Below are 26141 nucleotides of genomic sequence, written 5' to 3'. Positions count from 1 at the left end.
AGCGGTGACCGCGATTGTTGACGATTCCCACCTGTATGTCGAATGACTGGTTTTGGCCGAACACCGACGTTCGTCCCCGGCGTTCCCCGGAAATCCGCGATGAACCTTTCTTGTCTGGATCGGGTTACGACGGCGCGGTATGCAGTGTCGGGGGGGGGATCAGGAACATCAATCGAGTGCATCGCGTTGTACTTGCAAGGGCAGCACGAATCCGCACCTCCCCTGAGCCGACCTGCACGCGGTAAACATGCAATCGTGAAGACTTGGGCGTTGTCGGATTCGCACGTCCACGCAGGCTATTCGTCGTCGGGAAGCTCGCTGGCGCGCTGCCCACGAAAGGTGGGCAAGCGCCAGCCAAACCGAAGCGAAGCAAGCCGAATGGCGACGCAGAGGATTGTCGCGAACCATGGCGTCCACCACTGCGCCCAGTGCGCGGACGAGAACAGAACTTGTGCGCCCGCACCGGCGAGCGCAGTCGTCGCGTAGACCTCGCGGTCCAAAATGGCCGGCAGGCGCGAAAGCACGACGTCGCGCATGACACCGCCGCCGACCGCAGTCACGATGCCGAGCAAAATGGCGAGCTCCGCATTGTGTCCGAAGCTCAGTGCCTTTTGCGCACCCGCAACGGCGAACAGGCCGAGCCCGATCGCATCGAAGAAGAGGACGGGCTGCCGTAGACGGCGTACCGGCGCATACGCGAAAATCGCGACCGCGGTCGCGAGCACGGAAGCCGCCAGATATCTCCAGTTTGAAAGCCCTGCGGGCGGAATCGCGCCAATGCAGACGTCACGCACGATTCCGCCGCCGCATGCCACCATGAACGCGATGGACAAGATGCCGAACAGGTCCAGCCGCTTTTGGCGAGCGGCAACAGCGCCGCTCATCGCGAATACGAAAGTTCCGACCAGATCGAGGGTGAAGTAGGCCGCGTGCGAATTCACGCCGATGTATCTTGCTTGTCGAGCCACGCCCCGGCCGCGCATAGCATCGCTTCCAGCCCCGTACGCAGCGTCGGGTCGAGTACCGGCGCGAATTTCGGCGAATGGTTGCTGGGAATCTCGTTGAGCTTTTTCTCTGCCAACGCCTTTCTAAACGTATCCGGATCGGTTCCGCCGATGAACCAGAACCCATACGGCACGCCCCATTCGCGCCCGAATACGCTGAAGTCCTCGCTCGCCGCTGCCGGGGGCGTTTCGTAGGCGCGCTCGCCAAAGTGTGCTTCGAAAGCCGCCCGCACACGCTCGGTTGTCTGCGCGTCGTTGATCGTCAGCGGATAGCTCGAGAGCGTCGTGAATTCGGGCTCGCGTGGTGCGTTGGAAGCCATGCATTCCGCGCAACAGATGCGCCGGATCGCACCCAGCATGTATTCGCGCACGTCTTCGTCGAATGTGCGCATGTTGAGCTTGAGCGTCGCGTCGTCGGGGATGATGTTCTCTTTCGTTCCAGCCTGCAGCGCACCAATCGTCAGCACCGCACTATCGCGCGGGGAGATTTCCCGCGATACGATCGTCTGCAGACGGAGCGTCGTCGACGCCGCCATGATGACCGGATCGATCGAGGTTTGTGGCTGCGATCCGTGCGAACCGCGTCCAAACAGCCTTACCTTCAAACTGTCGCCCGCCGAAAGAATCGTGCCGCTCCGATAGCCGACCGTGCCCGCCGCGCCAACCATGACGTGCTGGCCAAGGATCACGTCAGGCTTAGGGAAGCGTTCGGCCATGCCGTCGTCGATCATGCTGCGGGCGCCGCGCGCCACTTCCTCGCCCGGCTGAAAGACCGCCATCAGCGTTCCGCGCCAGGCGTCCCGGTGCGCAGCCATCAGGTGCGTCACACCCATCAGCCAGGTCACGTGCATGTCGTGGCCGCACGAGTGTGCGACGCCCACTTCGAGGCCATCCTCGTCCTTCGCCCGCGCCGTGCTGGCATACGATAATCCGGTCGCTTCTGCCATCGGAAGCGCATCCATGTCCGCGCGCAACATGACAGTCGGACCGTCGCCGTTGCGTAACACCCCCACGACGCCGGTCACGCCGACACCCCGCGTAACGTCATAGCCGACATTTTCGAGATAATCGGCTGCAATACGTGCGGTGCGCACTTCCTGCATCGACAGTTCGGGATGCTCGTGCAGGTCCTTGTAGATCGCTTCGAGCTCAGGCAAGAGGCTTTCGATGGCGTCCTTGGTCGCTTCCACCAATGCAGGCATGATCGATCCTTTCAAATGGTTCTTTGCGGTGGCCGATGTCGCATCGCACGCGCCGGCCGTCGGTGAAGCCTGGCAGCGCTTGCGCCCGATCTGGCGACCCGGCGGCAGGACCGCGGTACGCAATCAGCCGACTAGTCCGATGCCTGCGACAGGGCGAAACACGGAACATCCGGGCGAGCTGCCTCTACCCTGGCACTCCGTATTACGGTTCCGTCAAATCGCCTACTGCCCCGAAGCGGGACAGGAATACAAGAGAACCATAGTCTCGATAGCGGTAATCCGGAAGTTCCTGTCGATTCATGAGACAAAGCGGTCACCCGCAGGTCCGTCTCGGCGAGACGGCGTATGACTCCTCCTGGCCGAACCCGGAAGTACGCGTCGGGCCCCGCAGCGAGGTATCGGCACGATAGCCGAACGTTCGTAGCTGCCTCACCGGACCACGCGCAGAAGATCAATTGTCCGAGCGGAATCGACGTTCGAATGGCAGTTCAAAAGTGCTGAAAGATGGCTGAACGCCGACAGTGCGCCCGACGTTCCCCCTGAAATCCCAGAAGAACGAAAAAAGGCCGACGGGCGGGGCACCCGTCGGCCTTTTCCAATTGAGTGCGCGCCGCCCGTTACTTCGCCACCGAAGCCGTTGCCACGCGCTTGTCGGTCCACGCGTTATCCGCGACGCTCAGCTTCTGCGGAATCAGTTTCGCGGCGTAGAACGCATCGGCCACCCCCTGCTGCACCGCGACGATCTTCTCGTCGATCGGCACCGCACCGAACGGCACGCGCTTGATCCACGTTTCCACGAGCGGCGACGGCAGCCCGACCTTCGGCGCGATCAGCGCGGCCGTCTCGGCTGGATGGCCGTTGACCCACAGCCCCGTCTCACGCGCCTGCTTCAGGAGCGCGCCGATCACGTCGGCATGCTGCTCAGCAAAATCACGCGTTGCCTCGTAGAAGTTGTTCGCGGGCGTAAGACCCGTGTAGTCGGACAGCGTGCGAATCTTCAACGAATTCTGCGCGGCGGCATAGTACGGATCCCAGACGGCCCACGCGTCGACGTTGCCGCTCTCGAATGCGGCGCGCGCGTCGGCGGGCGGCAGGTACACGGGGTGGATCTCGTCGTAGCGCACACCTGCTTGCTTCAGCGCCTGGAGCAGCAGGTAGTTCGCGCTCGAACCCTTCTGCAGCGCGACCTTCTTGCCGCGCAGGTCGGCGAGTGAGCGGATCGACGAATCGGCCTTCACGAACACAGCTTCGTTGTGCGGCGACGGCGGCTCCGCGCCGACGTACACGAAGCGCACGCCGGCCGCTTGCGCAAACACCGGCGGCGGCGCGCCCGTATAGCCGAAGTCGATGCTGTTCGCGTTCAGTGCCTCGAGCAGTTGCGGGCCGGCCGGGAATTCGAACCACTGGACGTTGTAGCCGAGCGGCTTGAGGCGCGCTTCAAGCGAGCCCTGCGCCTTGATGATCGACAGCAGGCCGGCCTTCTGGTAGCCGATGCGCACGACCTTGTCGGCGCCGCCCTGCGCGAACGCGGATGTGGCTGCGACGGCGACGAGCGCCGTCGCAGCGGCGCGGGTGATCCAGCGGGTGAAACGAATCATCGAACAGGCTCCATGCGAAACGTCTTCGGTGAGCGGCGCGTGCCGCTCGGTTGGAAGAATCGTCGCATGGGCGGTCGGGCCCGCAAACGAAGCATTGCCGATATGAATATGACGGCGGCGGTCCTATGCTTTGTCGCCGTCGCCTTGTGGATCGGGCGTGCCGGCCTGTCGTGCCGCTTCGTCGCTGAGCTTCTTGTCGAGGATCGTCGCGACGCGGCCGCCGAGATAGGCGCTTGCCGCCGTCTCGAGCGCTCGGTTCGTCTCGCCTTCGACGAACACGGCCGCAAGCGGGCGCAGACGCCAGATCGCGTCGACGAGCGCGGGCACGTCTGTGACCGGCGGCAGCGTGCCGGCGTCGTAGCGGTCGAGCCGCTTCACGACGAGATCGACGAGCAGCCGCGCGATCGCGTCGAAATGCGGCCGCGCGAGGCTGATCACGTCGAGCAGCTCGCGCGGCGGGATGCCTTCCTTGGTCATCGCGGCTGCCGCTTCGAGCAGCGCGGGGCTTTTCGCGACGAACGACAGGCCGCGCCGTTCGAGCAGACCGAGTTCGGTCACGCGTGACAGTTGCGATGCCGTCTGCGGGCCGAACATCTGTGCGAGCTGCGCGAGCGAATAGGTCTTCGGCAGTTCGTGCGACCAGCGGCCGCCGATCGCGTTCTCCAGGCCGAGGATCGAACGCAGGTCGTGGCCTTCGTCGATCGCCATGATCAAGTCCTGGATGTTCGACAGCGTGTAGCCGCGCGCGAGCAGGTGGTTGATCAGCTTCAGGCGGGCGACGTGCGTGTCGTCGTAGATGCCGACGCGCCCGCGCTTCTCGGGCGGCGCGAGCAGTCCGCGATCCTGGTATGCGCGGACGTTGCGCACGGTCGTGTCGGACACGCGTGCGAGTTCGTCGACCGTGTACTCGTTGCGGGAATCCGGTGCGGCCTCGTCTGGCATGGTTGGAGTCTGTCTTGGCATGCGGCCATTCTAGCGCGACGCGCCAGGCTCGGGCGAGGCGGGAAGGGTGCGTGCGCCGTCGCCGAGCGCGCGCTGCATCAGCGCGGTATCGATCCAGCGGCCGTGCTTGAAACCGACCGCCTTCAGCACGCCCGCCGGCTCGAAGCCGAATGCGCGGTGCAGCGACGTCGAGCCGCCGGTGCCGCCGTCGGCGATCACCGCGATCATCTGCCGCCACGGGCCGGTCTCGCACCGCGCGATCAGCGCCGCGAGCAGCGCGCGGCCGATGCCGCGGCCGCGCTGCGCGTCGTCGATGTAGATCGAATCCTCGATCGTGTGGCGGTACGCGCTGCGCGTGCGATACGGCGTCGCGTACGCATAGCCGGCGATGCGGCCGTCGCATTCCGCGACGAGATAGGGCAGCCCGTGACGCAGCACCGCGTCGCGGCGCGCGCGCAGTTCGTCGACGTCGGGCGGCGTCTCCTCGAACGACGCGACGCTGTGGCGCACATGGTGTGCATAGATCGCGTGAATGGTGGGGAGATCGGTATCGGTCGCGTCGCGGACGACGCAGGCGGGGGCGGCGGACATGGTGGCGGAACGGGTGGACGAAACCGCTACTATGCCGGCCGCGAGGCGGCGCCGTAAAGGCATGGGTCGCGTCGCGCGGTCAGGAGAAGCCGCGCCTACAAATGGCCGTCCGCGTCGCGAACCGCGTCGGCGATCGCATCCGCGACGCGCTGCACGCGCGGCGAGCGCCGCACGTCCGGGTGGACGACGAGCCAGATCTCGCGCTCGACATCGCATCGGGGCGCGGACGTCAACTCGACGAGCGCGGCGGCAGTCGACAGCGACGGATCGGCCGAAGCCGGCGTGCCCGCGTCCGCATCCGTCGCCGACGTGTCGACGAGAAAGCGCGGCAGCAATGCGACTCCCGCGCCGGCCACGCACGCACGATGCAGCGCGGCCAGATCGTTGGCGATGAATGCGAAGCGGCGCCCGGCCGCGAAGCGTTCGAGCCATTGCTGCTGCGGCATTTGTGCGAGTGCGTCGTCGTAGCCGAGGAATGCCCAGGTGTCGGGCGGCGCGGCGGCCCAGTCGGGCGACGCGCACAGCGCGAAGCGCATCGTGCCGAGCCGGCGCGCGGCCAGCCCCGGCTCGCTCGGCCGCGACAGGCGCACCGCGAGGTCGGCTTCGCGCGCGTAGAGGTTGGCCGCGTGCATCTCGCCCATCAGGTCGATCCGCAGCGCGGGCCATGCGCGCTGCGCGCGGGCGAGCCGCGGCGCGAGGAAGTGGCTCGCGAATACCGGCGACGCCGACACGCGCACGACACCGTCGAGCGCCGCTGCCCCCTGCGCGGCGCGCGCGAACGCATGCACGTCGGCTTCGACGCGCGCGGCATGCTCGGCGAGGTGCAGGCCTTCGTCGGTCGGCGGCCAGCCGCGTGGCAACCGGTCGAACAGCCGGATGCCGAGCGCGGACTCCAGCGCATCGATGCGCCGGGCGACCGTCGAGTGCTGGACCTGCAGCGTTCGCGCGGCGGCCGACAGGCTGCCGCCGCGCATCACCGCCAGGAAATAGCGGAGGTCGTCCCAGCTCATCGGCGGCGCGGACGCCGGCGTCGGATCGGTCGAATTTTGCACGGTAGATGGGCGTGAAACGGGAATTCCGATCGATTATGCACGATGAGATGATCGTGTCACATCATTCGATTGCGAGGAACGTCATGACCCAGACTGCCACTGCCACCCGGATCGGGATCGACCGCTACGGCGATGCCGGCGTGCTGCGACGCCTCGATGCGCCCGTCGCGCCGCCCGGCGCCGGCGAGGTGCGGATTCGCCAGACTGCCGTCGGCGTGAATTTCGTCGACATCTATTTCAGGACCGGCGCGCATCCGATGCCGGCACTGCCGGACGCGCTTGGTGTCGAGGCGGCCGGCGTGGTCGATGCGGTCGGGCCCGGCGTGACGGGGCTGGTACCGGGCCAGCGCGTCGCGTATGCGGGGCTGCCGACCGGCAGCTACGCGAGCCTGCGCACGCTGCCTGCCGAGCGCGTGGTGCCCGTGCCCGACGGCGTGAGCGACGACGCGGTCGCGGCCGGGCTGCTGAAAGGCATTACCGTCTACATGCTGCTGCACCGCGTGCGCCACGTGGGGGCCGGCGACACCGTCCTCGTGCACGCGGCGGCCGGCGGCGTCGGGTTGCTGGCGACGCAGTGGGCGCGCGCGCTCGGCGCGCGGGTGATCGGCACGGTCGGCTCGGCCGCGAAGGCGGCACTGGTGCGCGCGCGAGGGGCGGAAGTGGTGGTCGACTACCGCGAGGAGGATTTCGTCGCGGCGGCCCGTGCGTTCGGCGGCGGCGCGGGCGTCGACTATGCGATCGACGGGATCGGCGGCGACGTGCTGACGCGCACGCTCGGCGCGGTCCGGCCGTTCGGGATGGTCGCGAGCATCGGGCAGGTTGCCGCGATCGGCGCCCGGCAGACGATCGACCTCGATGAACTGGGCCCGGCCCGCTCGATCGCGCTGGCGCGGCCGAGCGTGCTGGGCTTCATCGCGCGTGACGTGGCGGGGTATCGGGAGGCGGCGCGCGCGACGCTCGAACGGCTCTCGGGCGGGATGCACGTGGAGATCGGCGCGCGGCTGCCGCTCGACCAGGCGGCCGACGCGCATCGTTTGCTGGAATCGCGACAGACGACGGGCGGGGTGGTGCTGGTGCCGTGACGGCGGACCGCGCGTCGTGAACGGTCGCCTCGCTGCGCCCCTCTGCGGACAGGCGGCGGAGCCACGGTGCCGCTGCGAGCCCGCCGATCAGTGATGCTTGCGCAGCGGCGCGCTTTCGACGAACCACGCGAGCACGAAAGCGATCGCGATCACGCCCGCGGCCGAGAGATACACCACGTGCAGCGACCCGGCGAACGCATGCAGGTACGCCTCGCGCACCGCATCCGGCAACTGGTGCACGACCGCCGGACCGAGCGCGGGCGGCAGCTCCGTGCCGGCCGGCAGCGCCTGCGTGATTCGCGACTGCAACCCGTGCGAGAACAGCGCGCCGAACGCGGCGACGCCGAGGGAGCCGCCGATCGAGCGGAACAGCGTCGCGCCCGACGTCGCGACCCCCATGTGCCGGAACTCGACCGTGTTCTGCACGGCGAGCGTGAGTACCGGCATCACCATGCCGAGCCCGATCCCGAGCAGCGCCATGTAGGCGTACATCGTGTGCAGCGGCGTGTCGAGCGTCAGCGTCGACAGCAGCGCCATCGCGATGCCGCCGATCAGCGTCCCCGCGATCGGAAACGGCCGATACGTGCCGAGCCGCGAGATCAGCCGGCCGCTCGCGACCGACATCGCGAGCATCCCGCCCATCATCGGCAGCAGCTGCATCCCGGCCTGCGACGGCGTCGAGCCCTTCACCACCTGCAGATAGAGCGGAATGAACGTGACCGAACCGAACAGCGCGATGCCGACGACGAAGCCGAGCAGGCTCATCAGCACGAAGGTGCGCTGGCGGAACAGTTCGAGCGGCATGATCGGCTCGGCCGCAAGCCGTTCCTCGTAGATGAAGCCGCCGATCGCGACCACGCCGAGCACCAGCGTCATCCACAGCTGCGCCGACGACCACGGCAGCAGCGAACCGCCTTCGCTCGTGAACAGGATCACGCAGGTAAGGGCCGTTGCGAGGAATGCGGCGCCCATATAGTCGATCCGGTGCTTCACGTGCGCGGTGTGCGGCCGGAACGCGACGCCGATCACCGCGAGTGCGACGAAGCCGAGCGGCAGGTTGATCGTGAAGATCCAGCGCCACGACAGATGTTCGACCAGGAAGCCGCCGAGCAGCGGCCCGACGATCGTCGCGAGGCCGTACACGCCGCCGAACATCCCCTGATAGCGCGCCCGGCGGTCGGGCGGCACGAGGTCGCCGATCGCGGCCATCGTGACGACCATCAGCCCGCCGCCGCCGAGCCCTTGCAGCGCGCGCAGCACGATCAGCTGCGTCATGTCCTGCGCCATGCCGAGTGCTGAGCCCTTGAGGACAACCGCGTACTGCCTTTTACGACTGGCTTTACATCAACGCTCTGCACCGGCAACCAGAACTTGCGCAGCTTATTTTATGCTCCTGTACTTAAATTGCGTCATGATTGAAGGGGATTCGTTGCGTTATTTAAAAAATTGTGCTTTATATATAATGAGATTCTAAATAATCTGATGTAGATAAAGAAAAACCCCTCTGGATCGCTCAAAACGGGGTTTATACAAAGTTACGCGCATTCCTGAGTATTGATCCGAGCGGAATCCAGCCTCTGCGAGCTTGTCGGTGCGTTCGTTGTCCGGGTGTTCGTTGTGACCACACAGCCCATCCACCGGGGCCGGGATTCCGGAAACGTGCACCTTCGGTGTAGATTGCTACGTGTGTGTTCATGCTTGTTCGGATCATTGATCAGATGCGGGTCATGTAGACAAAGAAGCGCTACGTCTGCGGCTAAGCGTTTCTGGCTCGCCCCCTGCGGGGACGACGCCACGGGAATTTGGGAATTTTCAGTAAGACAAGAGGGAAAGAGGGGCATTCAGTTAAAAGGAAACCCCTCTATATAAAAACTGTTTTGGTCGTCATGGGGGTAAGGGAAAACAAAAAGACTATAAAATCTTTTTTATTGAAATGATTGGCCGTGCGGATAAATTTTTTCAGGTTGAGACTTGTCTGATAGACATATCCATCCAAATGACTTACACATATCGCGTGCATAATTCATCACAAGGAACCTGAGATGCTGCGATATTTGCTCAAGCAAGGCGACAAGTCCTCAAGTGGAGGTGTCGTTACGGAAGGGATTCCAACCTGTACGCACCACGGGACGCCTCTAACGTTCGTTGGTGCGCAAGTCTTCTGCCACGGCTGTAAGACGGTCGGTCACATTGCACCCAAGGGGCCGCGTCGGCCCGACTCGATGCACGGTAAGGAACAGGCGCTAGACGGCGACATCTGCATCTGCCAGTGCGTTCCGCCGCCCGTAATGATTGCGTCACAGCACGATAGTTACCAAAGCTTCGAATCGCACCAAATGGCGGATATGGGTTTTGCTGGGGGCGGTGCGTTATCGATGACGCACCAATATCGAGGTAACTACGATGAGCGGGTCCGTGTGCTTGATGAGTCTGGGAACCCGATTCCGAGCACTCCATATCACATCAAGACGGCTAGTGGAGCGGTCTACAAGGGGCTAACGGACGTGTCAGGATACTGCCCGCGCGTGTACACGGATGATGTGTCGGAACTCGATATTACAATCGGTGTGAAAGCCTTGGAACGGTGGAACGCATGAGCGATTTTGTTTACCAGACGCACACGAACGACAAGACCGAATCGAAATATGACGTACTCGGGCATGTGATGCCCGCGAAGGCGTTTTTCTTCGTGACTGTCGATGAGGTTGGGCCGGAGGGGTTTCTAGTTCGTCGCACCTATTCGAGCGTCAATGACCCGCGTTTGCCAAGAGAACTAACGCCCTTGCAGCGGTTCCAGATTGTGTATCCCGAAATGTCAGGTCTTACGGCTCCCAATCCACAAGGGCTTGCGCAGGCGGCGGAACATGTATTGGAACTCGATAAAAGAATTAAGGTTGAAACACCCTTCGTATCTGCGAGTAGCAATTTCCCGGGTGGTGCCGAACGTTTTCATGGTTCTGAGAACCCGTCGAAGTTGGTGTACATCGATATTGCTAAAGCGAAGCGTTCGGGGGCGGTAATGGTAACGCCTGCTGAAATTGGTAGAAGTATTGACGAGTATGTGAAAGGTATGCCGCCAAAGGCGCGCCGCGAAGCCGAGTATCTGAAGAAAAAGGCTTTGGGTGTTGACAGTGAATTTTTGGTGAAACCTAAGCCAATTATTCCGGCGGAAGGGATATTCACGCAGAAAGGACTAAAGATTGCTTTGGGCGTCGAGAAATGGGCGCGAGTTGTTCAGGTCTTTGGGATTTTTCTCACTGCCTACGATTTATCTAGGGCGACAAACGAATCTATTAAATTCAAATCCGTAAGACCGATTACGAAAGCGACACTCCGACAGATCGCGGGGTGGGAAGGCAGTATTGCAGGGCGTTGGGCAGGGGCTGCAATCGGTGCGCGGATGGGCGCAACCACGGGTGCGCTTTGCGGTATAGAATTGGGGCCGGGTGCAATCATTACCGGCGCGATTGGTGGAATTATCGGGGGTGCGCTCGCGTATATGGGAGAGTCGTATTTGTTGGATCAAACAATGGGCGAGTAGGGAGGTCGGCATGGGAATTTTTGATTGGTTGAAAAGGTCGCCGGAATCCAACATTCAGGACGCGCGGAAAGCCCTTGGGAAAATGTTTCCGTTTCCTCATTCGTTTGAGGCGATGCAGGAGGTATTTTCTCAACCTGTAGACAATATTGCGCTTAATGATCTGGATAGCATCCCGAACGTATCCGGGATGATGCATTTGGGATTTAATGCGGTGCTGTTGACGCGTCATATTGAAATTCAGGCCTTCCCGCGTTACTTGAGTTTGATTAGGCGCGGATGGGAGGAGGTGCGGCTTCTGCATTACCAAGATGGTAATCATCACATGTTCGTATCCTTTTCTGATGAATTGGGCGGCCGGAATGTCCACATTCTTACAAATTCTGCGGAATTGATCGTGGATCAAGCTAAGGAAGAGTTTGGGCCGCCGCCGCCTTGGGTTGTGTGGTGCTACTACGGTCCATTTGTGCGCTATAACGAAGGTGCAGAGGAATATTGGTCTGTATATCTCTGGAGACCTTTTTGGGAAGGCTTGACGCCTGACGCGCGGGACGCATATATCGAGCGTCGAAGTAAAGAGGCGCTTTCCTATATGTCTGAGCAGGAATGGGAGGATTGGGTATATTCGACCCGAAAGAATGACCCGGAATACAAGGCGCGTGAGGGGCTTTAAGAATGGTGAAGGTTAAGACGCAATACATTCCCCCCCTCCCCTGTCACTTTGGGTTGTTGTGCGACGCCGCGTGCTCAAGTCCGGGCCATTCATAGAACCCGCTTGGACCGGATCGCCCCAAGAAGGCATATCCGGCCCGGTAGTGTTCGTCTCGCGCCTGTTGGCGAACATGTACGCATACCTGCGTAACGAGTATCACAGCGATGAAGATGGCGCCCATTGGAAAGCGATTCGACTACAGGATTTTGACCTGTTAGACCACGCGAACGGCATAGACAGCCCGCTATATTGCATGATGGCTTACGGGTTCGCGATGGAGACGCCCACTGACGTGATATGCGTGCATGCGCCGCGCATTCGCTACGTGCTGCTACCGTTCAACATCCCGGAGAACACGGGCCGGGTAACGTTCTCGTTCAACCAATGGGCGTTTGACTTCATGCGGGACGAGTGGCAAGCGCTGGGTCTGCAGGGCTACGAGCGCGAACTAGAGGCGGCCGATGAGTTGAACGAAACCGGCTTTGATCGACTGCTTCAGACGGCTGTAGCGCGTCTTGGCGTGTGTCGTGCGCCAACCGATAAGGTGGGACCTTGGGCGGTGTTCAGCACGCAGAGCGACACTTGGATATCTGGTTATGCGGATGCAGCGCCCCCAGAGACAGCGCACTGGCTGCATTGACGGATGGTGTCAAGTCCTGGATTAGGTTGACAGTATCGGGCGTTTTGTATTTCAGCTCGGCATGTGGCCGCTCGTAGTTGTAGATGTGTACCGACTGTTCGGCCTTCTTGGCAGCCTGCTCGAGGTTGGCTGGGCGTTGCAACAGGAATTCATCCTTGAGGAGGCGGATTCAACCGGTCGTCGCAACACCTTTAATCGAGGAGTTGTTGCATGGGTCGAAGTGCAAGACAGGTTTATCGGTTGATGGGACGAGGAGCGAAGCGCGCGCCAGGCGCGCTGCCGCTTCGGCATAAAAGAGGGCGTCTATTTACGTAGCCAAACCAGAACCGTCGAGCGACCCTGGATGCCGTAGCGCTGTTGCCGTGACCACCCACGACAGCTGGTCGAGGCCGCCGAGCTCGCCGACGATGGTCGGCAGCGCGGTCGACCGATCGTCTGGTCAAGTGCGGACAGCAGCATGACGAGCAGCAGCGCGGCGACGATCAGCCCGGTCGGCGCGTCGCGGCGGGTCGCATCTGGATTTGTTGCATCGGTAACAGAAGATTGCGGGCCGGAAAATTGATCGCGATCAGCCCGGCAGCGGGCGGGGCTCAAGTTTTTTGCAGGCTAACCGTAATCCAGAGTGCCGCGGACCGATTGCCGCGGCACTCTTTCCCGCTCACGTCCCGTCATGAACCTGAACGCCCTGTTTTCCCGCTTCTCGATCCGTACGCGGATTTTTTCCACGCTCGGCCTCGTCGCCGCGCTGCTCGTCGTTTCGGGCCTGATCGGCCTGACCGGCATGCAGAGCTCGAACCGTGCGCTCGACGAGGCCTATACGCGCCAGCTGGCCGCGAAGACCGCGCTGTCCGCCGCGAGCCTGAACCTGACGATCGTGCGCACCACGCTCGACCGCGCGCTGCTGCATCCTGAGGCGCCGGAAGTGCCCGACCTCGTCAACAAGGCCGAGAACTATCTCGCGAAGGCCGACGCCGCGTGGCGCACTTACGCGACGATGCCGCACGACGGCGACGAAGGCCCGTTCGCGACGCGGCTCGACGCCGCGCGCCAGGCGCTGATCGGACAGGCGTTGAAGCCGTTGATCGACGCGATCCGCGCGGGACATCGCGACGATGCCGACCGGCTGCTGATGACGGTCGCGCCGCCGCTGTCGGTCGCGCTCACGCAGGCGACCGATGCGCTTGACGCGTACCAGGCCGCGCGCGGCAAGGACGTCTACGACACCGCGCAGACCTATTACGGCTGGATGCGCGCGGGCGCGATCGCCGGCATTGCGTTCGGTCTCGCCGCGTGCCTCGGCTGCGCGATCGGCCTGCATTTCGCGATCACGCAACCGGTGAACCGTCTGCTGTCGCATTTCCGCCGCCTGTCGGACGGCGACCTGACGTCGGAAGTGCGCTGGTCGTCGCGCGACGAGATGGCCGAGCTGGTCAAGGGCGTGACGGGCATGCAGCGCAGCCTCGCCGATACGGTGCGCCAGGTCAGCCAGGGCTCCGAAGCGATCTCGACCGCGACGCACCAGATCGCGGCCGGCAACACCGACCTGTCGCAGCGCACGGAGGAGCAGGCGTCCGCGCTGCAGGAGACGGCCGCGAGCATGGAGCAGCTGACGGCGACCGTGAAGCAGAACGCCGATCACGCGGTCGAGGCGCAGGCGTGCGCGGACAACGCGAGCGAGATCGCGACGCGCGGCGCGGCAGTCGTCGGCGAAGTGATCGGCACGATGAACGAGATCGACCAGAGCTCGCAGAAGGTGGCCGACATCATCGGCACGATCGAGGGCATCGCGTTCCAGACCAACATCCTTGCGCTGAATGCGGCGGTCGAAGCCGCGCGCGCGGGCGAGCAGGGCCGCGGCTTCGCCGTGGTCGCGGGCGAAGTGCGCACGCTCGCGCAGCGCTCGGCGTCGGCCGCGAAGGAGATCCGCACGCTGATCGGCGAGTCGGTCGAGCGTGTCGCGACGGGGTCGCGGCTGGTCGGCGTGGCCGGCGCGACGATGCAGGACATCCAGCAGGCGATCGGCCGCGTGACGGGCATCATGACCGAGATCGCGGCCGCGTCGAACGAGCAGCGCGACGGGATCGAGCAGGTGAACCGCGCGGTGTCGCAGATGGACCAGGTGTCGCAGCAGAACGCGGCGCTGGTCGAGCAGGCGGCGGCAGCCGCCGCTTCGCTCGAGGAGCAGGCCGACGGGCTGCGCCGGGCGGTGGGGGCGTTTCGCGTCGCGTGACGTGCGGCGGCGGGCGGGGCGGTCGGTCCCGCGCGCACCCGCCGCCCGCCGTGTCAGCCGCCCGTGAGTTGCGCGGCCGAGCGCGCCGACGCGACGAGCAGCAGCTTCATCGTCGCGCGCGTCGCGCCGACGAACAGCTTGCGGGCCGCGCGCGCATCGAGCGTGTCGAAGTCGATCTCGGTGAGGATCACGCACGGTGCGGATTGCCCCTTGAAGCGATAGATCGAATCGAGCAGCACGTCGCCTTCGCGATATTCAGGGTTGCCGAACAGGTCGTACTTGCCCGTGAAGCGCTTGACCCGATGCGGGCCGAGCTGGTCGAGCCGCGCGAGCACCGAGCTTTCGCGGCCGCGATACGACAGCACCGCGATGTCCTGCTTGCGGAAGCCGAGCGACAGCGCGTGCGTGATCGCGCGCTTGGTCGCGTCGATGCACGCGTCGGCGAGCGCGTCGCCCGCGCCGTCTTCCCCGTATGACGACACCGTCGGATCGGAACCGTCGAACGGGCTGCCCGAGCGCAGTTCGGCCGCGAGCGGCTCGACGCGGCCGACGACGTCGCGCACGAATTCGAGCAGGTCGCGCGGGCTGCGGTAGTTCGTCAGCGCCTTCAGCGTGACCCAGCCAGGCAGCGCGACGGGCTCGCGCAGATAAAGGTTCTGCAGCGGATCTTCCAGCCACCACCATGCGCCGTCCGGTGCCAGCAGGCGCTCCAGTGCGGCCGCCCACGGCGCGTGGAAATCCTGACCTTCGTCGACGATCAGCACATCGAAGCGCCAGCGTTCCGGAACCGGCGCTTCCGCGAAGTGCGCCTCGAGCCGCTCGAACGCGCCGGGCGCGTCGAAGTCGGGCGTATAGCCGCCGTCGCGGGCCACCCAGTCGCACAGCTGATGGTAGTTCGCGATCTTCGCGCCGGGCGGCGCGATGCGCGCGATGTAGTCGGCGAGCGGCCGGTTGAAGCATACGTAAAGCACGCGCTTGCCGGCCGCGACCGCATCGCGCATCGCCTGCACCGCGAGCTGCGTCTTGCCCGAGCCGGCGGTGCCCGTCACGCGCAAGCGGAACGGCGTGAACTCGAGCTGGCGCGCCCACGCGGCAAGCCCGCCAGACAGCCGCGTGACGAGCGTGCCGGCCTGCCCGACGAGCGCGCTCGTGTCGGGCGTGAGCGCCAGCTCGTCCGCGAGGAAATGATGCAGCTTCGCTGCGTTCGGCAACGGTTCGTCGTGCTCGGGCAGGATCTGCAGGATCACCTGCGCGAGCTGCGCCTTGCGCGACGCGTCGACGATGCGGTCGGCCGAGACGCCTGCGATCGCCGTCTCGCGGATCGCGTAGTCGGGGCAGTACAGCAGCGCCTCGACGCCGTAGACGCCCGCGCCGAGCGCGGCGGTCAGCCGCCGGTGCAGCGTCTCCTGCGTGCGCGCGAGCTGGATCGGGACGTTGCGCTCCTTCTGCAGGTAGACCTTCACGAGCCCCTTCGGCGTTTCGCGCAGGAAGCCGGCTTTCTGCTCGATCAGCAGCACGCGGCCGGCCGGGCTCACGACGACGAACGCCGCTTCGCCGAACACCGAGAAGCCCTGGTCGGCACGCGTCCAGTGCACGCCGTGATAGACGGTGTAGCTGTCCGGCAGCGCGTGTTCGAGGGCGGCAAGCGTCTCGCGCTCGCGTTCGGCCGCACCGGTGGCGGCGAGGTTTTTCCAGTCGTCGGGAATGAGGCGGGCCATGAAGTCGGGCGGCGCAGGCCGGTCGTGAACAGGGTCCGGCTATTGTACTGAGGAACCGGTTCACGGCCGCCGCGCCGCGCGGGCGCCGGCCATGCGAAAGAGGGGGCGTGCGTGCGGGAATTACCCGCGTGCGAGCCGCTTCGCGAGATCGGCGCTGAGGATCGCCATGCGTGCGGGCTTTTCGTAGCAGACGACGTCGAATGCGCGGATCACTTCGCTGATGTCCGCTTCGCTCGCGCGGCCCGTGAGCAGGTCGCCCGTCAGCACGAAGATGGGCGCGCCCGGATTGTCGGACGTGCGCACTGCCTTGATCGCGGTGGCGGCCGTGCCGTCGTCGAACAGCCATTCGGTGACGACCGCGTCGAACGCCTGGCCCTGCAGCGCGTCGACGAACGGCGCGAGCCCGTCGAATGCGGCCGTCGCGAAACCCTGCCGCTCGAGATAGCGGCACAGCTCGGTCGCGCTGACGCGATCGGGATCGATCACCGCGACGACGAGCTTGTCGCTCTCCGCGCGGCGCGGATAGATCTCGATCTTGTGCACGTCGTACGCGTTCTGGTACAGCACGCCCGTGTGGCGCAGCACGCGCCAGCGGCCGTTCTGTTCGTACGCGACGAACTCGGGGCGCGCGCCGGCTTCGAGCGGCGCGCCGATCCAGGCGGTACACGGAATTTCGGCGACACCGGCGTACAGGACGGCTTCCTGCGAATAGGCGCCGACCATGCCGGGGTCGAGCGTCTGCGCGCCGAACAGTTGAGCGGCGGGCTCGCCGTACGCTTCGGCGACTTTCTTGATCTGCGCGAGCGTCCATGGGCTGCTGCCGCGCAGTTTGCGGTGACCCTGCGAAAAGCTCAGGTCGAGGATGCGGCACAGCTCGGTGGTTTGCTGGCGCTTGCCGATGCCGTTGCGAGTCATTAGCTCGCGCACGCGCTCGGCAACCGCGAGGGAATCCGTGGTGATTGCTTCAGTGGTCATGCTACGGGAACGGATCGTGACGTTCAGAACGACGCCTTGCGGCAGTCTCGGCGGACAGTCTTGACGACGTCCAGGGGCGAGCCGACCGGCCACGCGCGGAAAAGATAACTTTACCGCAAAACGACTGTCATTCAATGTCGCAAAAGGTGCGTTTCTGTGAAAGGTGTGTCACGACGTTACGCGCGATCCGGCGGCGTGTGCCGCGCGCCGCTGCCCCGCTCGCAACCTTCAGGCACGGATCGCGAGGGGCCTGGACAGGATTCCTTGTCTGGCCGCGCGTAATTGCGTCGCGCTGCCGAAGAATTGCACCAGAGTAGGGCGAATTCATGACCGGGAACCGCGGCATCATGTCACTCTGACGGCGACAAATTTTTACAGGACGTCGTGCGCCGGGCTTGACGGAATCGCGTCTTATACGCGGATTGTTTGACGGTTTACTCTAAAAAACCGATGCTGCCCCGTTTCGGGGGAGGGCGTGAATGCGGCGGGGGCCCGTGCTACGATTTCGCGGTCTCAAAATAGTGTTGAAGCGATGCAGAAGAAATTTGTGATGCGCGGGTACGAGATGAACTGCGAACCGCGCGTGACGGAGGACGGCAAGTACGCCGCCCAGGTCGAGGTCACGAAGCTGGGTTTCAGCCGCGAGGCGGCATTCCGCAAGCTGGGCGAATTCGATACCGAAGCGGATGCCGTCGCCTATGCGAAGAAGTTCTCCGAAGAATGGCTGAGCCGCTACGCGTAGCGCGTCGTTCGGCCGTGCAGGACGGGTACGCTCATTCAACGCGAAAAACACGACGCACGTTCCGAATGCCCGGCGTGGATGGCATTGGCGAAGCACCGCAGGATCGCCGGTTACACGGCGATCCTCCAGTGTCCATCTCTTGAGAAGTGCGAACCGATGGATCGACGCGCGCGCCATCGCGGCCATCGATCGACGGCGGCCGAATGCGATCGACCTACGCCGGCATGTACGTGAACGGTTCGCCGTCCTCGCGCTCGACCGACAGCAACCGCTTGAGTTGATCGAGCGCGAACAGCTGCGTGCCTTCCGCCGCCGCTTCGGCTATCGCGGCATCGACGAGTTTCCTCGCGCGCGCGAGGATCACGGATCGCTGGCGTGCGATCTCGAGCACCATGCGTTGCTCGATGTTCTGCCGGCTCGATTGCTTGTCGCTCAGGTGGCGCCAGCGATCGCGAAGCTCTGCCCAGGTGACGCGCTGAAATTCCGGAATCGCGTGCGGGAGCGTGCCGGCTTCCGCGGGCTCGGGCCGCGCACGCAATGCACAGCGCAGCGCTTCGCGGGCGCGCCACTCATCCGAAAACGGCGCATACACGTCACGCGTGCGGCCGATCGGATTCGCGCGTTCGATCTCCTTGTCGAGCAGGTAGCCGAGCCGCCGCAGCGCGGAGCCATGCGCGAGCATGGCCGGATCGAGCACGCGGATCCGGCGCGACGCATCCGCGACGTGCGCTTTCAGTTCCCACAGCGTCAGGCGGAGGTGCTGCACTTCGAGTATCAGGCGCTGTACGTCTGCGTAGGTGCACTTCGTCCACCATTCGGTGAGGTCGTTCAGCTTCGGGGGATCGAATGGGGGGAGGATCATTTTTACTGCAGCGATACTGTATGGATGTACAGTTTATCGCGCGGTAACATAGCGCCGTCAAGGCGAAAAAATGGGGACGGCCGATGAGCGGAAAACGACCGGCAGCGGGGCTGCGGCCGGTCCGTTCATCGCGCGTCCCGCACGTTCGCCAGCCCCGTCCGGAACCCGACCGCATGATCCGGTGCATGCCATCGCGAACGTCGATGGATGCGCCGGACGTATCAACGCCAACAGAGAACAATGACGACAACCTATCCGCTGCATGACACATTGACGCACGCCGACACGGCGTTTCCGGCCGAAGCCGACATCGTGATCGCCGGCGCCGGCATCATGGGCTGCGCGGCCGCCTATTACCTCGGCCTGCGCGGCCTGAAGGCCGTCGTGCTCGACAAGTCGCGCATCGCCGGCCAGCAATCGACGCGCGCTTGGGGCTTCGTGCGGCAGCAGGGCCGCGAGTCCGCCGAAGTGCCGCTGATGATGGCCGGCATGCGGATCTGGGAAGGGCTCGAGCAGGCGCTCGGCTTCGATCTCGAATGGCGGCAGGGCGGTTGCCTCTATATGGCGGACAACGAAGACGACTGGGCATCGTTCCAGGCGTGGCTCGCGGTCGCACGCGAACACGGGCTCGACACGCGCACGCTGACACGCGCGGAAATCGACGCGCGCGTGACCGGCCTGTCGGCGCAAGCGCGCACGCTCGGCGGGTTGTATACGGCGACCGACGGGCAGGCCGAGCCGCGCCGTGTGGCCGCCGCGTTCGCGGCGCGCGCGACCGAAGCCGGCGCGCGTTTCTTCGAAGGGTGCGGCGTAACGGCGATCGAGACCGCCGGCGGCGCGGTCGTCGGCGTCGTGACCGAGCGCGGCACGATCCGCACGCGACGCGTGATCTGCGCGGCCGGCGCGACCAGCTTCCGGCTGCTCGACGGCGTCGGCATCCGGCTGCCGCAGCAGGCCGTGCGCGGCACCTGCATGCGCACCAACGTGCTGCCCGACGTGTCCGCTTCGACGATCTGGGGGCACGGCCTCGGCATTCGGCAACGCAGGAACGGTGCGATCAATCTCGCCGACGACATGCAGGTCGACGTCGACCTGACGCTCGGCCACCTGCGCGGCTTGAGCCTGTTCTGGCCGGAGTTCTGGTCGCAGCGCGAGAAGTTCCGGCTGCATCTGAATGCGGCGGCGTGGCGGGATGTCCGCGCGCGCATCGGCGGTGGCGGCGGCGCGATCGAGCCGCGCGATCCGCAGCCGCAGCCGAATCGCGCGCATGCGCCGCGCGCGCTCGCGAAGCTGAAGGCGATCTTTCCCGCGCTGAAGGACGCGCAGATCGTCGAGGCCTGGGCCGGCCTGATCGACGTGGTGCCCGACGGAATTCCGGTGATCGACGCGCCTGGCACGCCGTCCGGGCTCGCGATCGCGACCGGCTTCTGCGGGCACGGCTTCGCGATGGGGCCGATCGTCGGACGGCTGCTGGCCGAATGGGTCGATACGGGCGAGCCGTCGCTCGACCTGTCGGCGTTCCGTGCACGGCGTTTCGCCGACGGGACGATGGTGCGGCCGCGCAGCATGCTGTAGCGGACGTGCGCGCGTGTTCCCGTCGTAGAATCGAGCCCGCAATCTTCAGGAGATTCCCCGTTGGCAACGCCCTCCGACAAGCGCCGCTCGTTGCGCTCACGCCTGCGTCGTACCCGCGATCCATGGCGGGCGCCGCGTGCGCGCACGCTGTTCACGCGTCCGGCGACGTCGCCGCGGCGCACGCTGCTGTTCCGTCTCGGCGCGGTCGTGGTGCTGTGCGTGCTCGCGTTTCTCGTGCTGTATCTCGATCGCGACGGCCTGCGCGATTCGACCAAGAGCACGCCGATGAACGTCGCGGACCTCGTGTACTTCACGATGGTCACGGTCGCGACGGTCGGCTACGGCGACATCGTGCCGGTCACCGCGCGCGCGCGTCTGATCGATGCGTTCTTCATCGTGCCGATCCGCATCGGCATCTGGTTCATCTTCCTGGGCACGGCATATCAGTTCGTGATCCAGCGCGTCATCGAGGAATTTCGCATGAAACGCCTGCAGAAGCAGCTGTCCGATCATATCGTCGTATGTGGCTACGGCCTGTCGGGGTCGATCGCCGTGCGCGAGCTGCTCGAAAGCGGCGTCGATCCGTCGACGATCATCGTGATCGACGCGCAGCAGCAGGCGCTCGAGGCCGCGACGTCGCTCGGCGTGACCGGGCTGCTTGGCGATCCCGCGCACGAGGATCTGCTGCAGCAGGCGCAGGTGCGCGCGGCGAAGGCCGTGATCATCTCGGTGACCGACGACCCGACCGCGATCCTGCTGACGCTGTCGGTGCGCAGCATCGCGCCGGAGACGAAGATCGTCGTGCGGATCCAGGAGAACCTGTATCAGCGGCAACTGCGGCAGGCGGGCGCGGACGTGATCGTGTCGTCGACGAAGATCGGCGCGCTGCTGCTCGCGGACGCGGTGCACAGCCGCTATATCGTACCGTTCGTGAACGACATGCTGTCGACGCGCGGGCGGGCGACGCTGCTGGAGCGCGAGGCGTTGCCGCACGAAATCGGCTGCATGACGAACGTCGTGCCGGGCGCGATCGTCGTCGGGCTCGATCGCTGCGGGAAGATCCATTCGTTCTACGAGGATCCGCCGTGCCGGATCGAGGCGGGCGATACGCTGGTCGTGATCCAGTCGGCTAGGATTCCGGACCCGGACATGTGAGGGCCGGTTGGGCAATAACCCGGCATGGCAGCCACTGCCGCGCCGTGACCTGTGCATCCCCGCTTGATAAGCCACCGCGCGTTATTTAGTATGACGTAATCGCGTCGTGCGCCGCGCACGAGCGTGATCATCGAGGAGACACATGCAATTCAGGTCGGCGGCGCCCCAGACGATCGTCGTGATCGGTGTCGTGATTGCCTGCGCGCTCATGGGTCTGTGCGTGCTGCAGTTGTTCCAGAGCCGCAACGACGCGCTCGAGCGGGCGAGCGAAACTTCCCGCAATCTGGGCCTGATCGCCGAGCGCGACATCGAACGCAATTTCGAACTCTACGACCTGTCGCTGCAGGCGGTCATCGCCGGGCTTCAACGTCACGACGTGATGGCTGCACCGGCGACCTTGCGGCGCGCGGTGCTGTTCGATAACGCGATGACGGCACAGTTTCTCGGTTCGATGCTGGTGCTCGACGCCGGCGGCAACATCGTCCTCGATTCCGCCAGCGACGTGCCGCGCCGCGGCAATTTCGCCGATCGCAAGTACTTCACCGTCCACCGCGACAATCCGGATGCAGGGCTCTATGTCAGCGACCCGTTCCCGTCCCGCCTGCGCGGCGGCTCGCTCAGCATCGGGCTCACGCGGCGGATCTCGAACCCCGACGGCTCGTTTGCCGGCATCGTGCTCATCGCGGTCAACCTCGAGTATTTCCATCACCTGTTTGCCGGCCTGTCGCTCGGGCAACATGGATCGATCTCGCTGATCGGCAACGACGGCGTGATGGTGATGCGTCAGCCGTACGACGTCCACACCGTCGGTCGCGACATCAGCCAGGCCGCGACGTTCAAGCGGTTCCAGGCCGCGCGTGAGGGCGTGTTCTCCGAAACCGCGTCGCTCGACGGCGTGCGTCGCCTCTACTACTTCAGGCACCTGCCGAAGCTGCCGCTGATCGTCATGGTCGCGGAAGCGGAGCAGGATATCTATGCGGCATGGCGGCACCGTGCCGTGACGATCGGCGCGCTGGTGGCGACGTTCGGCGCCGCGTTCATTGCGGTGTCCTTCATGCTCGGCACGCAACTCCGGCACCGGATGCGCGCCGAGTCGGAACTCGTGCTGCTCGCCCGCACCGATGGTCTCACCGGCCTGAACAATCGCCGCAGCTTCGCGGAAGTGCTGGATCGCGAATGGCGTCGCGCGCGGCGCGCACGATCGGTTTTCTCGTTGCTGTTCGTCGATGTCGATCGCTTCAAGGCCTATAACGATACCTACGGCCATCAGGCGGGCGACGACGCGCTGGCCGCGGTCGCGCGCTGCATCGGCGAGAACATCCGACGGCCGGCCGATACCGCGGCCCGCTATGGCGGAGAGGAATTCGTCGTGCTGCTGCCCGATACATCCGAGCCGGGCGCCGCCCAGATTGCCGAGCGGATTCGCGCGGCGATCGACGAGCTGCCGCTCGAGCACGCCGGCAGCGAATACGGGCATGTCACGGCCAGTATCGGCCTGGCGAGCTGGACGCCCGAGCACGATGCCGAGGCCGACGCCGTGATCAAGGCAGCCGACGAGGCGTTGTACTACGCAAAGGCGACCGGCCGGAACAAGGTTGCCGCCTTTCAGCCGCCGGCGTGACGCGAGTCACGACATGCGGCTGCAAGACGTTATGACGTACACCGAATAATTTATCGATTTATATCGGTTGGGAATGCCGGATCGCGAGAACAGAATCATCGCTTCCGGAACCCGAATGCATGTGTGCCGGCGCTCCAGCATCCACTTGTCCTGTGATGGTGACCGCGTGTGCACGTGTCGGGTTCCTGTCTCCACGTAGACTTCGCCGGCCATGCGGCGAACAAGGGAATGCGATGAGTTCGATCGACCTGAACGCTGTCACGCCGGTTTCCGCGCCCATTCGCTCGGCGAGCGATGTGGCGCGCCTGATCAATTCGACGGACAGCTCCGTCGGCCACGCACGGATGATCGTGCTGCTCGCGCTCGGCGGCGTGTTTCTCGATGCGTACGATCTGACGACGCTGTCTTACGGCATCGACGACGTCTCGCGCGAATTCGGCCTGACGCCCGCGCTGACCGGGCTGGTCGGCTCGGCGATCATGATCGGCACGATCTTCGGCAGCCTGATCGGCGGATGGCTGACCGACAAGATCGGCCGCTACCAGGTGTTCATGGCCGACATGCTGTTCTTCGTGATCGCGGCGATCGCGGCCGGGCTCGCGCCGAACGTCTGGGTGCTGATCGGCGCGCGCTTCGTGATGGGGCTCGGGGTCGGCATCGACCTGCCCGTCGCGATGGCGTTTCTCGCGGAATTCTCGAAGTTCAGCGGCCGCGGCAACAAGGCGTCGCGGCTCGCCGCATGGTGCCCGATGTGGTACGTCGCGTCGTCGGTGTGTTTCCTGCTGATCTTCGGCATGTATTTCCTCCTGCCGGCCGAGCATGCGGGATGGCTGTGGCGCGCGTCGCTGATCTTCGGCGCGGTGCCCGCGCTCGTCATCATCCTGGTCCGGAATCGCTTCATGAACGAATCGCCGTTGTGGGCCGCGAACCAGGGCGATCTGGCCAATGCCGCGCGCATTCTTCGCGAGTCGTTCGGCATTCACGCCCATGAAGCGGACGATGTGCCGCGTGCGCCGAGCCAGCCGCCCGTGCGGATTCGCGTGCTGTTCCAGCGTCCGTATCTCGGACGAACGATCGTCGCCAGCGTGATGAACCTGTGCATTCCGTTTGAATACACGGCGATCGCGTTCTTCCTGCCGTCGATCCTGTCGCAGTTTCTCGGCGCGGGCGTGTTCGAGACGATCGCGGCGTCGCTTGCGCTGAATGTGCTGTTCGCGTTTACCGGCGGCTTGCTCGGCATGCGCCTTGCGTATCGATATCCGTCGCGCCACGTCGCGATCGCCGGTTTCGCGCTGCAGTTCGTCGCACTCGTCGCGCTCGCGCTGGCGGGGCATCCGCATGGCGCACTCGCGGTCGGCCTCGTGCTGCTGATGCTCGGCACCTGGCTGTTCGCCGAGGGCTTCGGGCCGGGTGCGCAGATGATGATCTATCCCACGCTGTCCTATCCGGCGGCGATCCGCGGCACGGGGGTCGGCTTCGGGCGCTCGCTGTGCGGAATCGGCCAGGCGCTCGCGCTGTTCGTGCTGCCGATCCTGCAGGCCCGTCTCGGCACGGACATGTTCTGGGTCGTCGCAGTCAGCGCGGCCACGCCGATCGTGTTCCTGTTGATCGTGCGCCATGAACCGACGGCGCGCGATATCGACGACGAGGCGGCGGCGTGAAGGCGGGCCTTGCCGGGATCCGCAAAACAAGTTCGCCGCAACGCCGGCCTTCGCGCTACAGTTGGCGTCATCCGCCTTCCGCCGAAGGCCGACCCGAGGTCGAACCATGCAACTTCAAACCGGCAACCTGTTCAATGTCGAAGCAACGCGCGGCAACGACGAGCGGGTCGATGTGCTCGTCGCCGGCGCGCGCCTGAACGTCGAGCGGATCGTGTCACTGGGGCATACGAGCCCCGACGGGTTCTGGTATGACGATTCGCGCGCCGAATGGGTGGTGCTGCTGTCGGGCGCCGCGGTGCTCGAGTTCGAAGCGGACGCGACGCTGCACGACATGCGCCCCGGCGACTACGTGCTGATCGAACCGCATTGCCGGCATCGCGTCGCGTGGACGCATCCCGACGAGCCGAGCGTCTGGCTCGCGATCTATCACGATCGCTGAAACGCGCGGGGCGCCGCGTTACCCGCGCCCCACGAACGGCATCGTGGTCGCCATGATCGTCATGTTCAGGATGTTCGTATCCAGCGGAAGATTCGCCATTTGCACGACCGCGTTCGCGACATGCGTGACGTCCATCCGCGCCTCGGGCGCCATGCGTCCATCGGCCTGCAGCACGCCTTCCGTCATGCGATCCGTCAGCGACGTCGCCGCGTTGCCGATGTCGATCTGACCGCACGCGATGTTGTACGCGCGGCCGTCGAGCGCGAGCGACTTGGTGATGCCGGCCACCGCGTGCTTGGTGGCCGTATACGCGATCGTGTTCGGGCGCGGCGTATAGGCGGAGATCGAGCCGTTGTTGATGATCCGGCCACCCTGCGGCGTTTGCGCCTTCATCACGCGCCACGCGGCCCGCGCGCACAGAAAGACGCCCGTCAGGTTCGTCGCGACGACGTCGTTCCATACGTCGAACGCGTATTCGTCGAGCGGAACGGCCGGCGCGTTGCGGCCGGCATTGTTGAAGAGGACGTCCAGCCGCCCGAACTGCCGCGCGATCTGCGCGAACGCGTGTTCGACCGATGCTTCGTCGGTGACGTCGGCCGGAAACGCGTGTGCGTCGCCGTGGGCGGCGACGATGGCCTCTTTCGTCTCACGCAGCGATGCTTCCTTGCGTCCGATCAGCGCGACGGTATATCCTGCGTTCGCGAGTGCGATTGCCGCCGCGCGACCGATGCCGGATCCGGCGCCCGTGACGACGGCGATCTTCTTCGAAACAGACATGGCTTGATTCCCTGCGGGTTGGGTG

23 protein-coding genes and 3 pseudogenes are annotated in these 26141 nt (G+C 64.9%); 13 read left to right on the top strand and 13 right to left on the bottom strand.

The features are described 5' to 3' along the window. Positions 1-296 precede the first annotated feature (296 nt). The 6 genes from BTE28158_RS02470 to BTE28158_RS02445 all read right to left on the bottom strand — a co-directional run bounded on the left by BTE28158_RS02470 (position 297) and on the right by BTE28158_RS02445 (position 6347). A complete protein-coding gene (locus BTE28158_RS02470) occupies positions 297-941 on the bottom strand; it encodes a trimeric intracellular cation channel family protein (protein ID WP_151050675.1) in 645 nt (214 codons plus the stop codon). Further along, complete coding sequence (locus BTE28158_RS02465; RefSeq protein WP_151050677.1) at positions 938-2206, bottom strand: M20 family metallopeptidase; 1269 nt, start codon at positions 2204-2206, stop codon at positions 938-940. The genes BTE28158_RS02470 and BTE28158_RS02465 overlap by 4 nt, the downstream gene beginning before the upstream one ends. Before the next feature lie 617 nt (positions 2207-2823). Beyond that, on the bottom strand, positions 2824-3804 hold the full coding sequence (locus BTE28158_RS02460) for a sulfonate ABC transporter substrate-binding protein (RefSeq protein ID WP_151050679.1): 981 nt from the start codon (positions 3802-3804) through the stop codon (positions 2824-2826). 123 nt (positions 3805-3927) lie between these two features. Beyond that, entirely contained in the window at positions 3928-4767 is an 840-nt protein-coding gene (locus BTE28158_RS02455) for a MerR family transcriptional regulator (protein ID WP_124623148.1), read from the bottom strand. 9 nt (positions 4768-4776) lie between these two features. Then, positions 4777-5337: a GNAT family N-acetyltransferase gene (locus BTE28158_RS02450; protein WP_059607114.1), complete on the bottom strand. Its 561-nt coding sequence runs from the start codon at positions 5335-5337 to the stop codon at positions 4777-4779. A gap of 95 nt (positions 5338-5432) precedes the next feature. Continuing rightward, the gene (locus BTE28158_RS02445; RefSeq protein WP_174910381.1) at positions 5433-6347 is read right to left on the bottom strand and encodes a LysR family transcriptional regulator; all 915 of its coding nucleotides are present in this window, start codon (positions 6345-6347) and stop codon (positions 5433-5435) included. Between the two features lie 125 nt (positions 6348-6472). On the opposite strand from BTE28158_RS02445, the gene BTE28158_RS02440 reads away from it, so the two are divergent. Further along, positions 6473-7471, top strand: coding sequence for a quinone oxidoreductase family protein (locus BTE28158_RS02440; protein ID WP_151051906.1), 999 nt, complete (start codon positions 6473-6475; stop codon positions 7469-7471). A gap of 87 nt (positions 7472-7558) precedes the next feature. On the opposite strand, the pseudogene BTE28158_RS02435 reads toward BTE28158_RS02440, so the two are convergent. Beyond that, positions 7559-8794, bottom strand: a pseudogene (locus BTE28158_RS02435) (MFS transporter); the annotation flags it as partial. Positions 8795-8814: 20 nt separating this feature from the next. Here BTE28158_RS02435 and BTE28158_RS33050 point away from each other — a divergent pair. The 5 genes from BTE28158_RS33050 to BTE28158_RS02415 all read left to right on the top strand — a co-directional run bounded on the left by BTE28158_RS33050 (position 8815) and on the right by BTE28158_RS02415 (position 12361). After that, entirely contained in the window at positions 8815-8874 is a 60-nt protein-coding gene (locus BTE28158_RS33050; RefSeq protein WP_420868024.1) for a hypothetical protein, read from the top strand. A gap of 639 nt (positions 8875-9513) precedes the next feature. After that, the gene (locus BTE28158_RS02430) at positions 9514-10068 is read left to right on the top strand and encodes a PAAR domain-containing protein (RefSeq protein ID WP_151051904.1); all 555 of its coding nucleotides are present in this window, start codon (positions 9514-9516) and stop codon (positions 10066-10068) included. After that, positions 10065-11012: a glycine zipper family protein gene (locus BTE28158_RS02425; protein WP_151051902.1), complete on the top strand. Its 948-nt coding sequence runs from the start codon at positions 10065-10067 to the stop codon at positions 11010-11012. Before BTE28158_RS02430 ends, BTE28158_RS02425 begins: the two co-directional genes overlap by 4 nt. Positions 11013-11022: 10 nt before the next feature. Then, the gene (locus BTE28158_RS02420) at positions 11023-11682 is read left to right on the top strand and encodes a hypothetical protein (protein WP_151051900.1); all 660 of its coding nucleotides are present in this window, start codon (positions 11023-11025) and stop codon (positions 11680-11682) included. Between the two features lie 169 nt (positions 11683-11851). Continuing rightward, positions 11852-12361 (top strand): hypothetical protein, encoded by a 510-nt coding sequence (locus tag BTE28158_RS02415; protein ID WP_151051898.1) that lies wholly within the window; start codon positions 11852-11854, stop codon positions 12359-12361. 25 nt (positions 12362-12386) lie between these two features. On the opposite strand, the pseudogene BTE28158_RS02410 reads toward BTE28158_RS02415, so the two are convergent. Both BTE28158_RS02410 and BTE28158_RS32350 read right to left on the bottom strand, forming a co-directional pair. Continuing rightward, positions 12387-12524: pseudogene (locus BTE28158_RS02410) on the bottom strand (integrase core domain-containing protein); the annotation flags it as partial. 186 nt (positions 12525-12710) lie between these two features. Then, positions 12711-12877, bottom strand: a pseudogene (locus BTE28158_RS32350) (EmrB/QacA family drug resistance transporter); the annotation flags it as partial. A 154-nt stretch (positions 12878-13031) separates the two neighbouring features. Here BTE28158_RS32350 and BTE28158_RS02405 point away from each other — a divergent pair. Beyond that, complete coding sequence (locus BTE28158_RS02405) at positions 13032-14591, top strand: methyl-accepting chemotaxis protein (RefSeq protein WP_151051896.1); 1560 nt, start codon at positions 13032-13034, stop codon at positions 14589-14591. A 53-nt stretch (positions 14592-14644) separates the two neighbouring features. Here BTE28158_RS02405 and BTE28158_RS02400 read toward each other — a convergent pair whose 3' ends face one another. Then, complete coding sequence (locus tag BTE28158_RS02400; protein ID WP_151050054.1) at positions 14645-16309, bottom strand: ATP-binding domain-containing protein; 1665 nt, start codon at positions 16307-16309, stop codon at positions 14645-14647. A 120-nt stretch (positions 16310-16429) separates the two neighbouring features. After that, positions 16430-17284: a helix-turn-helix domain-containing protein gene (locus tag BTE28158_RS02395; RefSeq protein ID WP_059607120.1), complete on the bottom strand. Its 855-nt coding sequence runs from the start codon at positions 17282-17284 to the stop codon at positions 16430-16432. Positions 17285-17816: 532 nt separating this feature from the next. Here BTE28158_RS02395 and BTE28158_RS02390 point away from each other — a divergent pair. Further along, complete coding sequence (locus BTE28158_RS02390; RefSeq protein WP_059464641.1) at positions 17817-18026, top strand: hypothetical protein; 210 nt, start codon at positions 17817-17819, stop codon at positions 18024-18026. Positions 18027-18240: 214 nt separating this feature from the next. Here the strand turns inward: BTE28158_RS02390 and BTE28158_RS02385 are convergent, their stop codons facing one another. Next, positions 18241-18888 carry a hypothetical protein gene (locus BTE28158_RS02385; protein ID WP_059607122.1) on the bottom strand — a complete coding sequence of 216 codons (648 nt, stop codon included), beginning with the start codon at positions 18886-18888 and terminating at the stop codon, positions 18241-18243. A 240-nt stretch (positions 18889-19128) separates the two neighbouring features. Here BTE28158_RS02385 and BTE28158_RS02380 point away from each other — a divergent pair, with 240 nt between their 5' ends. The 5 genes from BTE28158_RS02380 to BTE28158_RS02360 all read left to right on the top strand — a co-directional run bounded on the left by BTE28158_RS02380 (position 19129) and on the right by BTE28158_RS02360 (position 25339). Then, a complete protein-coding gene (locus tag BTE28158_RS02380) occupies positions 19129-20463 on the top strand; it encodes an NAD(P)/FAD-dependent oxidoreductase (RefSeq protein WP_059607124.1) in 1335 nt (444 codons plus the stop codon). A 60-nt stretch (positions 20464-20523) separates the two neighbouring features. Beyond that, positions 20524-21618, top strand: coding sequence for a potassium channel family protein (locus BTE28158_RS02375; RefSeq protein ID WP_151050056.1), 1095 nt, complete (start codon positions 20524-20526; stop codon positions 21616-21618). A gap of 142 nt (positions 21619-21760) precedes the next feature. Next, a complete protein-coding gene (locus BTE28158_RS02370) occupies positions 21761-23239 on the top strand; it encodes a sensor domain-containing diguanylate cyclase (RefSeq protein WP_151050058.1) in 1479 nt (492 codons plus the stop codon). A gap of 233 nt (positions 23240-23472) precedes the next feature. After that, positions 23473-24900 carry an MFS transporter gene (locus BTE28158_RS02365; protein WP_151050060.1) on the top strand — a complete coding sequence of 476 codons (1428 nt, stop codon included), beginning with the start codon at positions 23473-23475 and terminating at the stop codon, positions 24898-24900. Positions 24901-25006: 106 nt separating this feature from the next. Further along, entirely contained in the window at positions 25007-25339 is a 333-nt protein-coding gene (locus BTE28158_RS02360; protein ID WP_124623124.1) for a cupin domain-containing protein, read from the top strand. An 18-nt stretch (positions 25340-25357) separates the two neighbouring features. Here BTE28158_RS02360 and BTE28158_RS02355 read toward each other — a convergent pair whose 3' ends face one another. Next, positions 25358-26116 carry an SDR family oxidoreductase gene (locus BTE28158_RS02355; protein ID WP_059607135.1) on the bottom strand — a complete coding sequence of 253 codons (759 nt, stop codon included), beginning with the start codon at positions 26114-26116 and terminating at the stop codon, positions 25358-25360. Between the last annotated feature and the right edge of the window lie 25 nt (positions 26117-26141).

Source organism: Burkholderia diffusa, from assembly GCF_902499115.1.
Lineage (GTDB): Bacteria > Pseudomonadota > Gammaproteobacteria > Burkholderiales > Burkholderiaceae > Burkholderia > Burkholderia diffusa.
This window is presented reverse-complemented; position numbering and strand designations above follow the sequence as displayed.

Coding starts and splice junctions, on each gene's coding strand:
- BTE28158_RS02465 (WP_151050677.1), bottom strand. CDS start 2,206: ATGCCTGCATTGGTGGAAGCGACCAAGGACGCCATCGAAAGCCTCTTG.
- BTE28158_RS02460 (WP_151050679.1), bottom strand. CDS start 3,804: ATGATTCGTTTCACCCGCTGGATCACCCGCGCCGCTGCGACGGCGCTC.
- BTE28158_RS02455 (WP_124623148.1), bottom strand. CDS start 4,767: ATGCCAAGACAGACTCCAACCATGCCAGACGAGGCCGCACCGGATTCC.
- BTE28158_RS02450 (WP_059607114.1), bottom strand. CDS start 5,337: ATGTCCGCCGCCCCCGCCTGCGTCGTCCGCGACGCGACCGATACCGAT.
- BTE28158_RS02445 (WP_174910381.1), bottom strand. CDS start 6,347: ATGAGCTGGGACGACCTCCGCTATTTCCTGGCGGTGATGCGCGGCGGC.
- BTE28158_RS02440 (WP_151051906.1), top strand. CDS start 6,473: ATGACCCAGACTGCCACTGCCACCCGGATCGGGATCGACCGCTACGGC.
- BTE28158_RS02430 (WP_151051904.1), top strand. CDS start 9,514: ATGCTGCGATATTTGCTCAAGCAAGGCGACAAGTCCTCAAGTGGAGGT.
- BTE28158_RS02425 (WP_151051902.1), top strand. CDS start 10,065: ATGAGCGATTTTGTTTACCAGACGCACACGAACGACAAGACCGAATCG.
- BTE28158_RS02420 (WP_151051900.1), top strand. CDS start 11,023: ATGGGAATTTTTGATTGGTTGAAAAGGTCGCCGGAATCCAACATTCAG.
- BTE28158_RS02415 (WP_151051898.1), top strand. CDS start 11,852: ATGTACGCATACCTGCGTAACGAGTATCACAGCGATGAAGATGGCGCC.
- BTE28158_RS02405 (WP_151051896.1), top strand. CDS start 13,032: ATGAACCTGAACGCCCTGTTTTCCCGCTTCTCGATCCGTACGCGGATT.
- BTE28158_RS02400 (WP_151050054.1), bottom strand. CDS start 16,309: ATGGCCCGCCTCATTCCCGACGACTGGAAAAACCTCGCCGCCACCGGT.
- BTE28158_RS02395 (WP_059607120.1), bottom strand. CDS start 17,284: ATGACCACTGAAGCAATCACCACGGATTCCCTCGCGGTTGCCGAGCGC.
- BTE28158_RS02390 (WP_059464641.1), top strand. CDS start 17,817: ATGCAGAAGAAATTTGTGATGCGCGGGTACGAGATGAACTGCGAACCG.
- BTE28158_RS02385 (WP_059607122.1), bottom strand. CDS start 18,888: ATGATCCTCCCCCCATTCGATCCCCCGAAGCTGAACGACCTCACCGAA.
- BTE28158_RS02380 (WP_059607124.1), top strand. CDS start 19,129: ATGACGACAACCTATCCGCTGCATGACACATTGACGCACGCCGACACG.
- BTE28158_RS02370 (WP_151050058.1), top strand. CDS start 21,761: ATGCAATTCAGGTCGGCGGCGCCCCAGACGATCGTCGTGATCGGTGTC.
- BTE28158_RS02365 (WP_151050060.1), top strand. CDS start 23,473: ATGAGTTCGATCGACCTGAACGCTGTCACGCCGGTTTCCGCGCCCATT.
- BTE28158_RS02360 (WP_124623124.1), top strand. CDS start 25,007: ATGCAACTTCAAACCGGCAACCTGTTCAATGTCGAAGCAACGCGCGGC.
- BTE28158_RS02355 (WP_059607135.1), bottom strand. CDS start 26,116: ATGTCTGTTTCGAAGAAGATCGCCGTCGTCACGGGCGCCGGATCCGGC.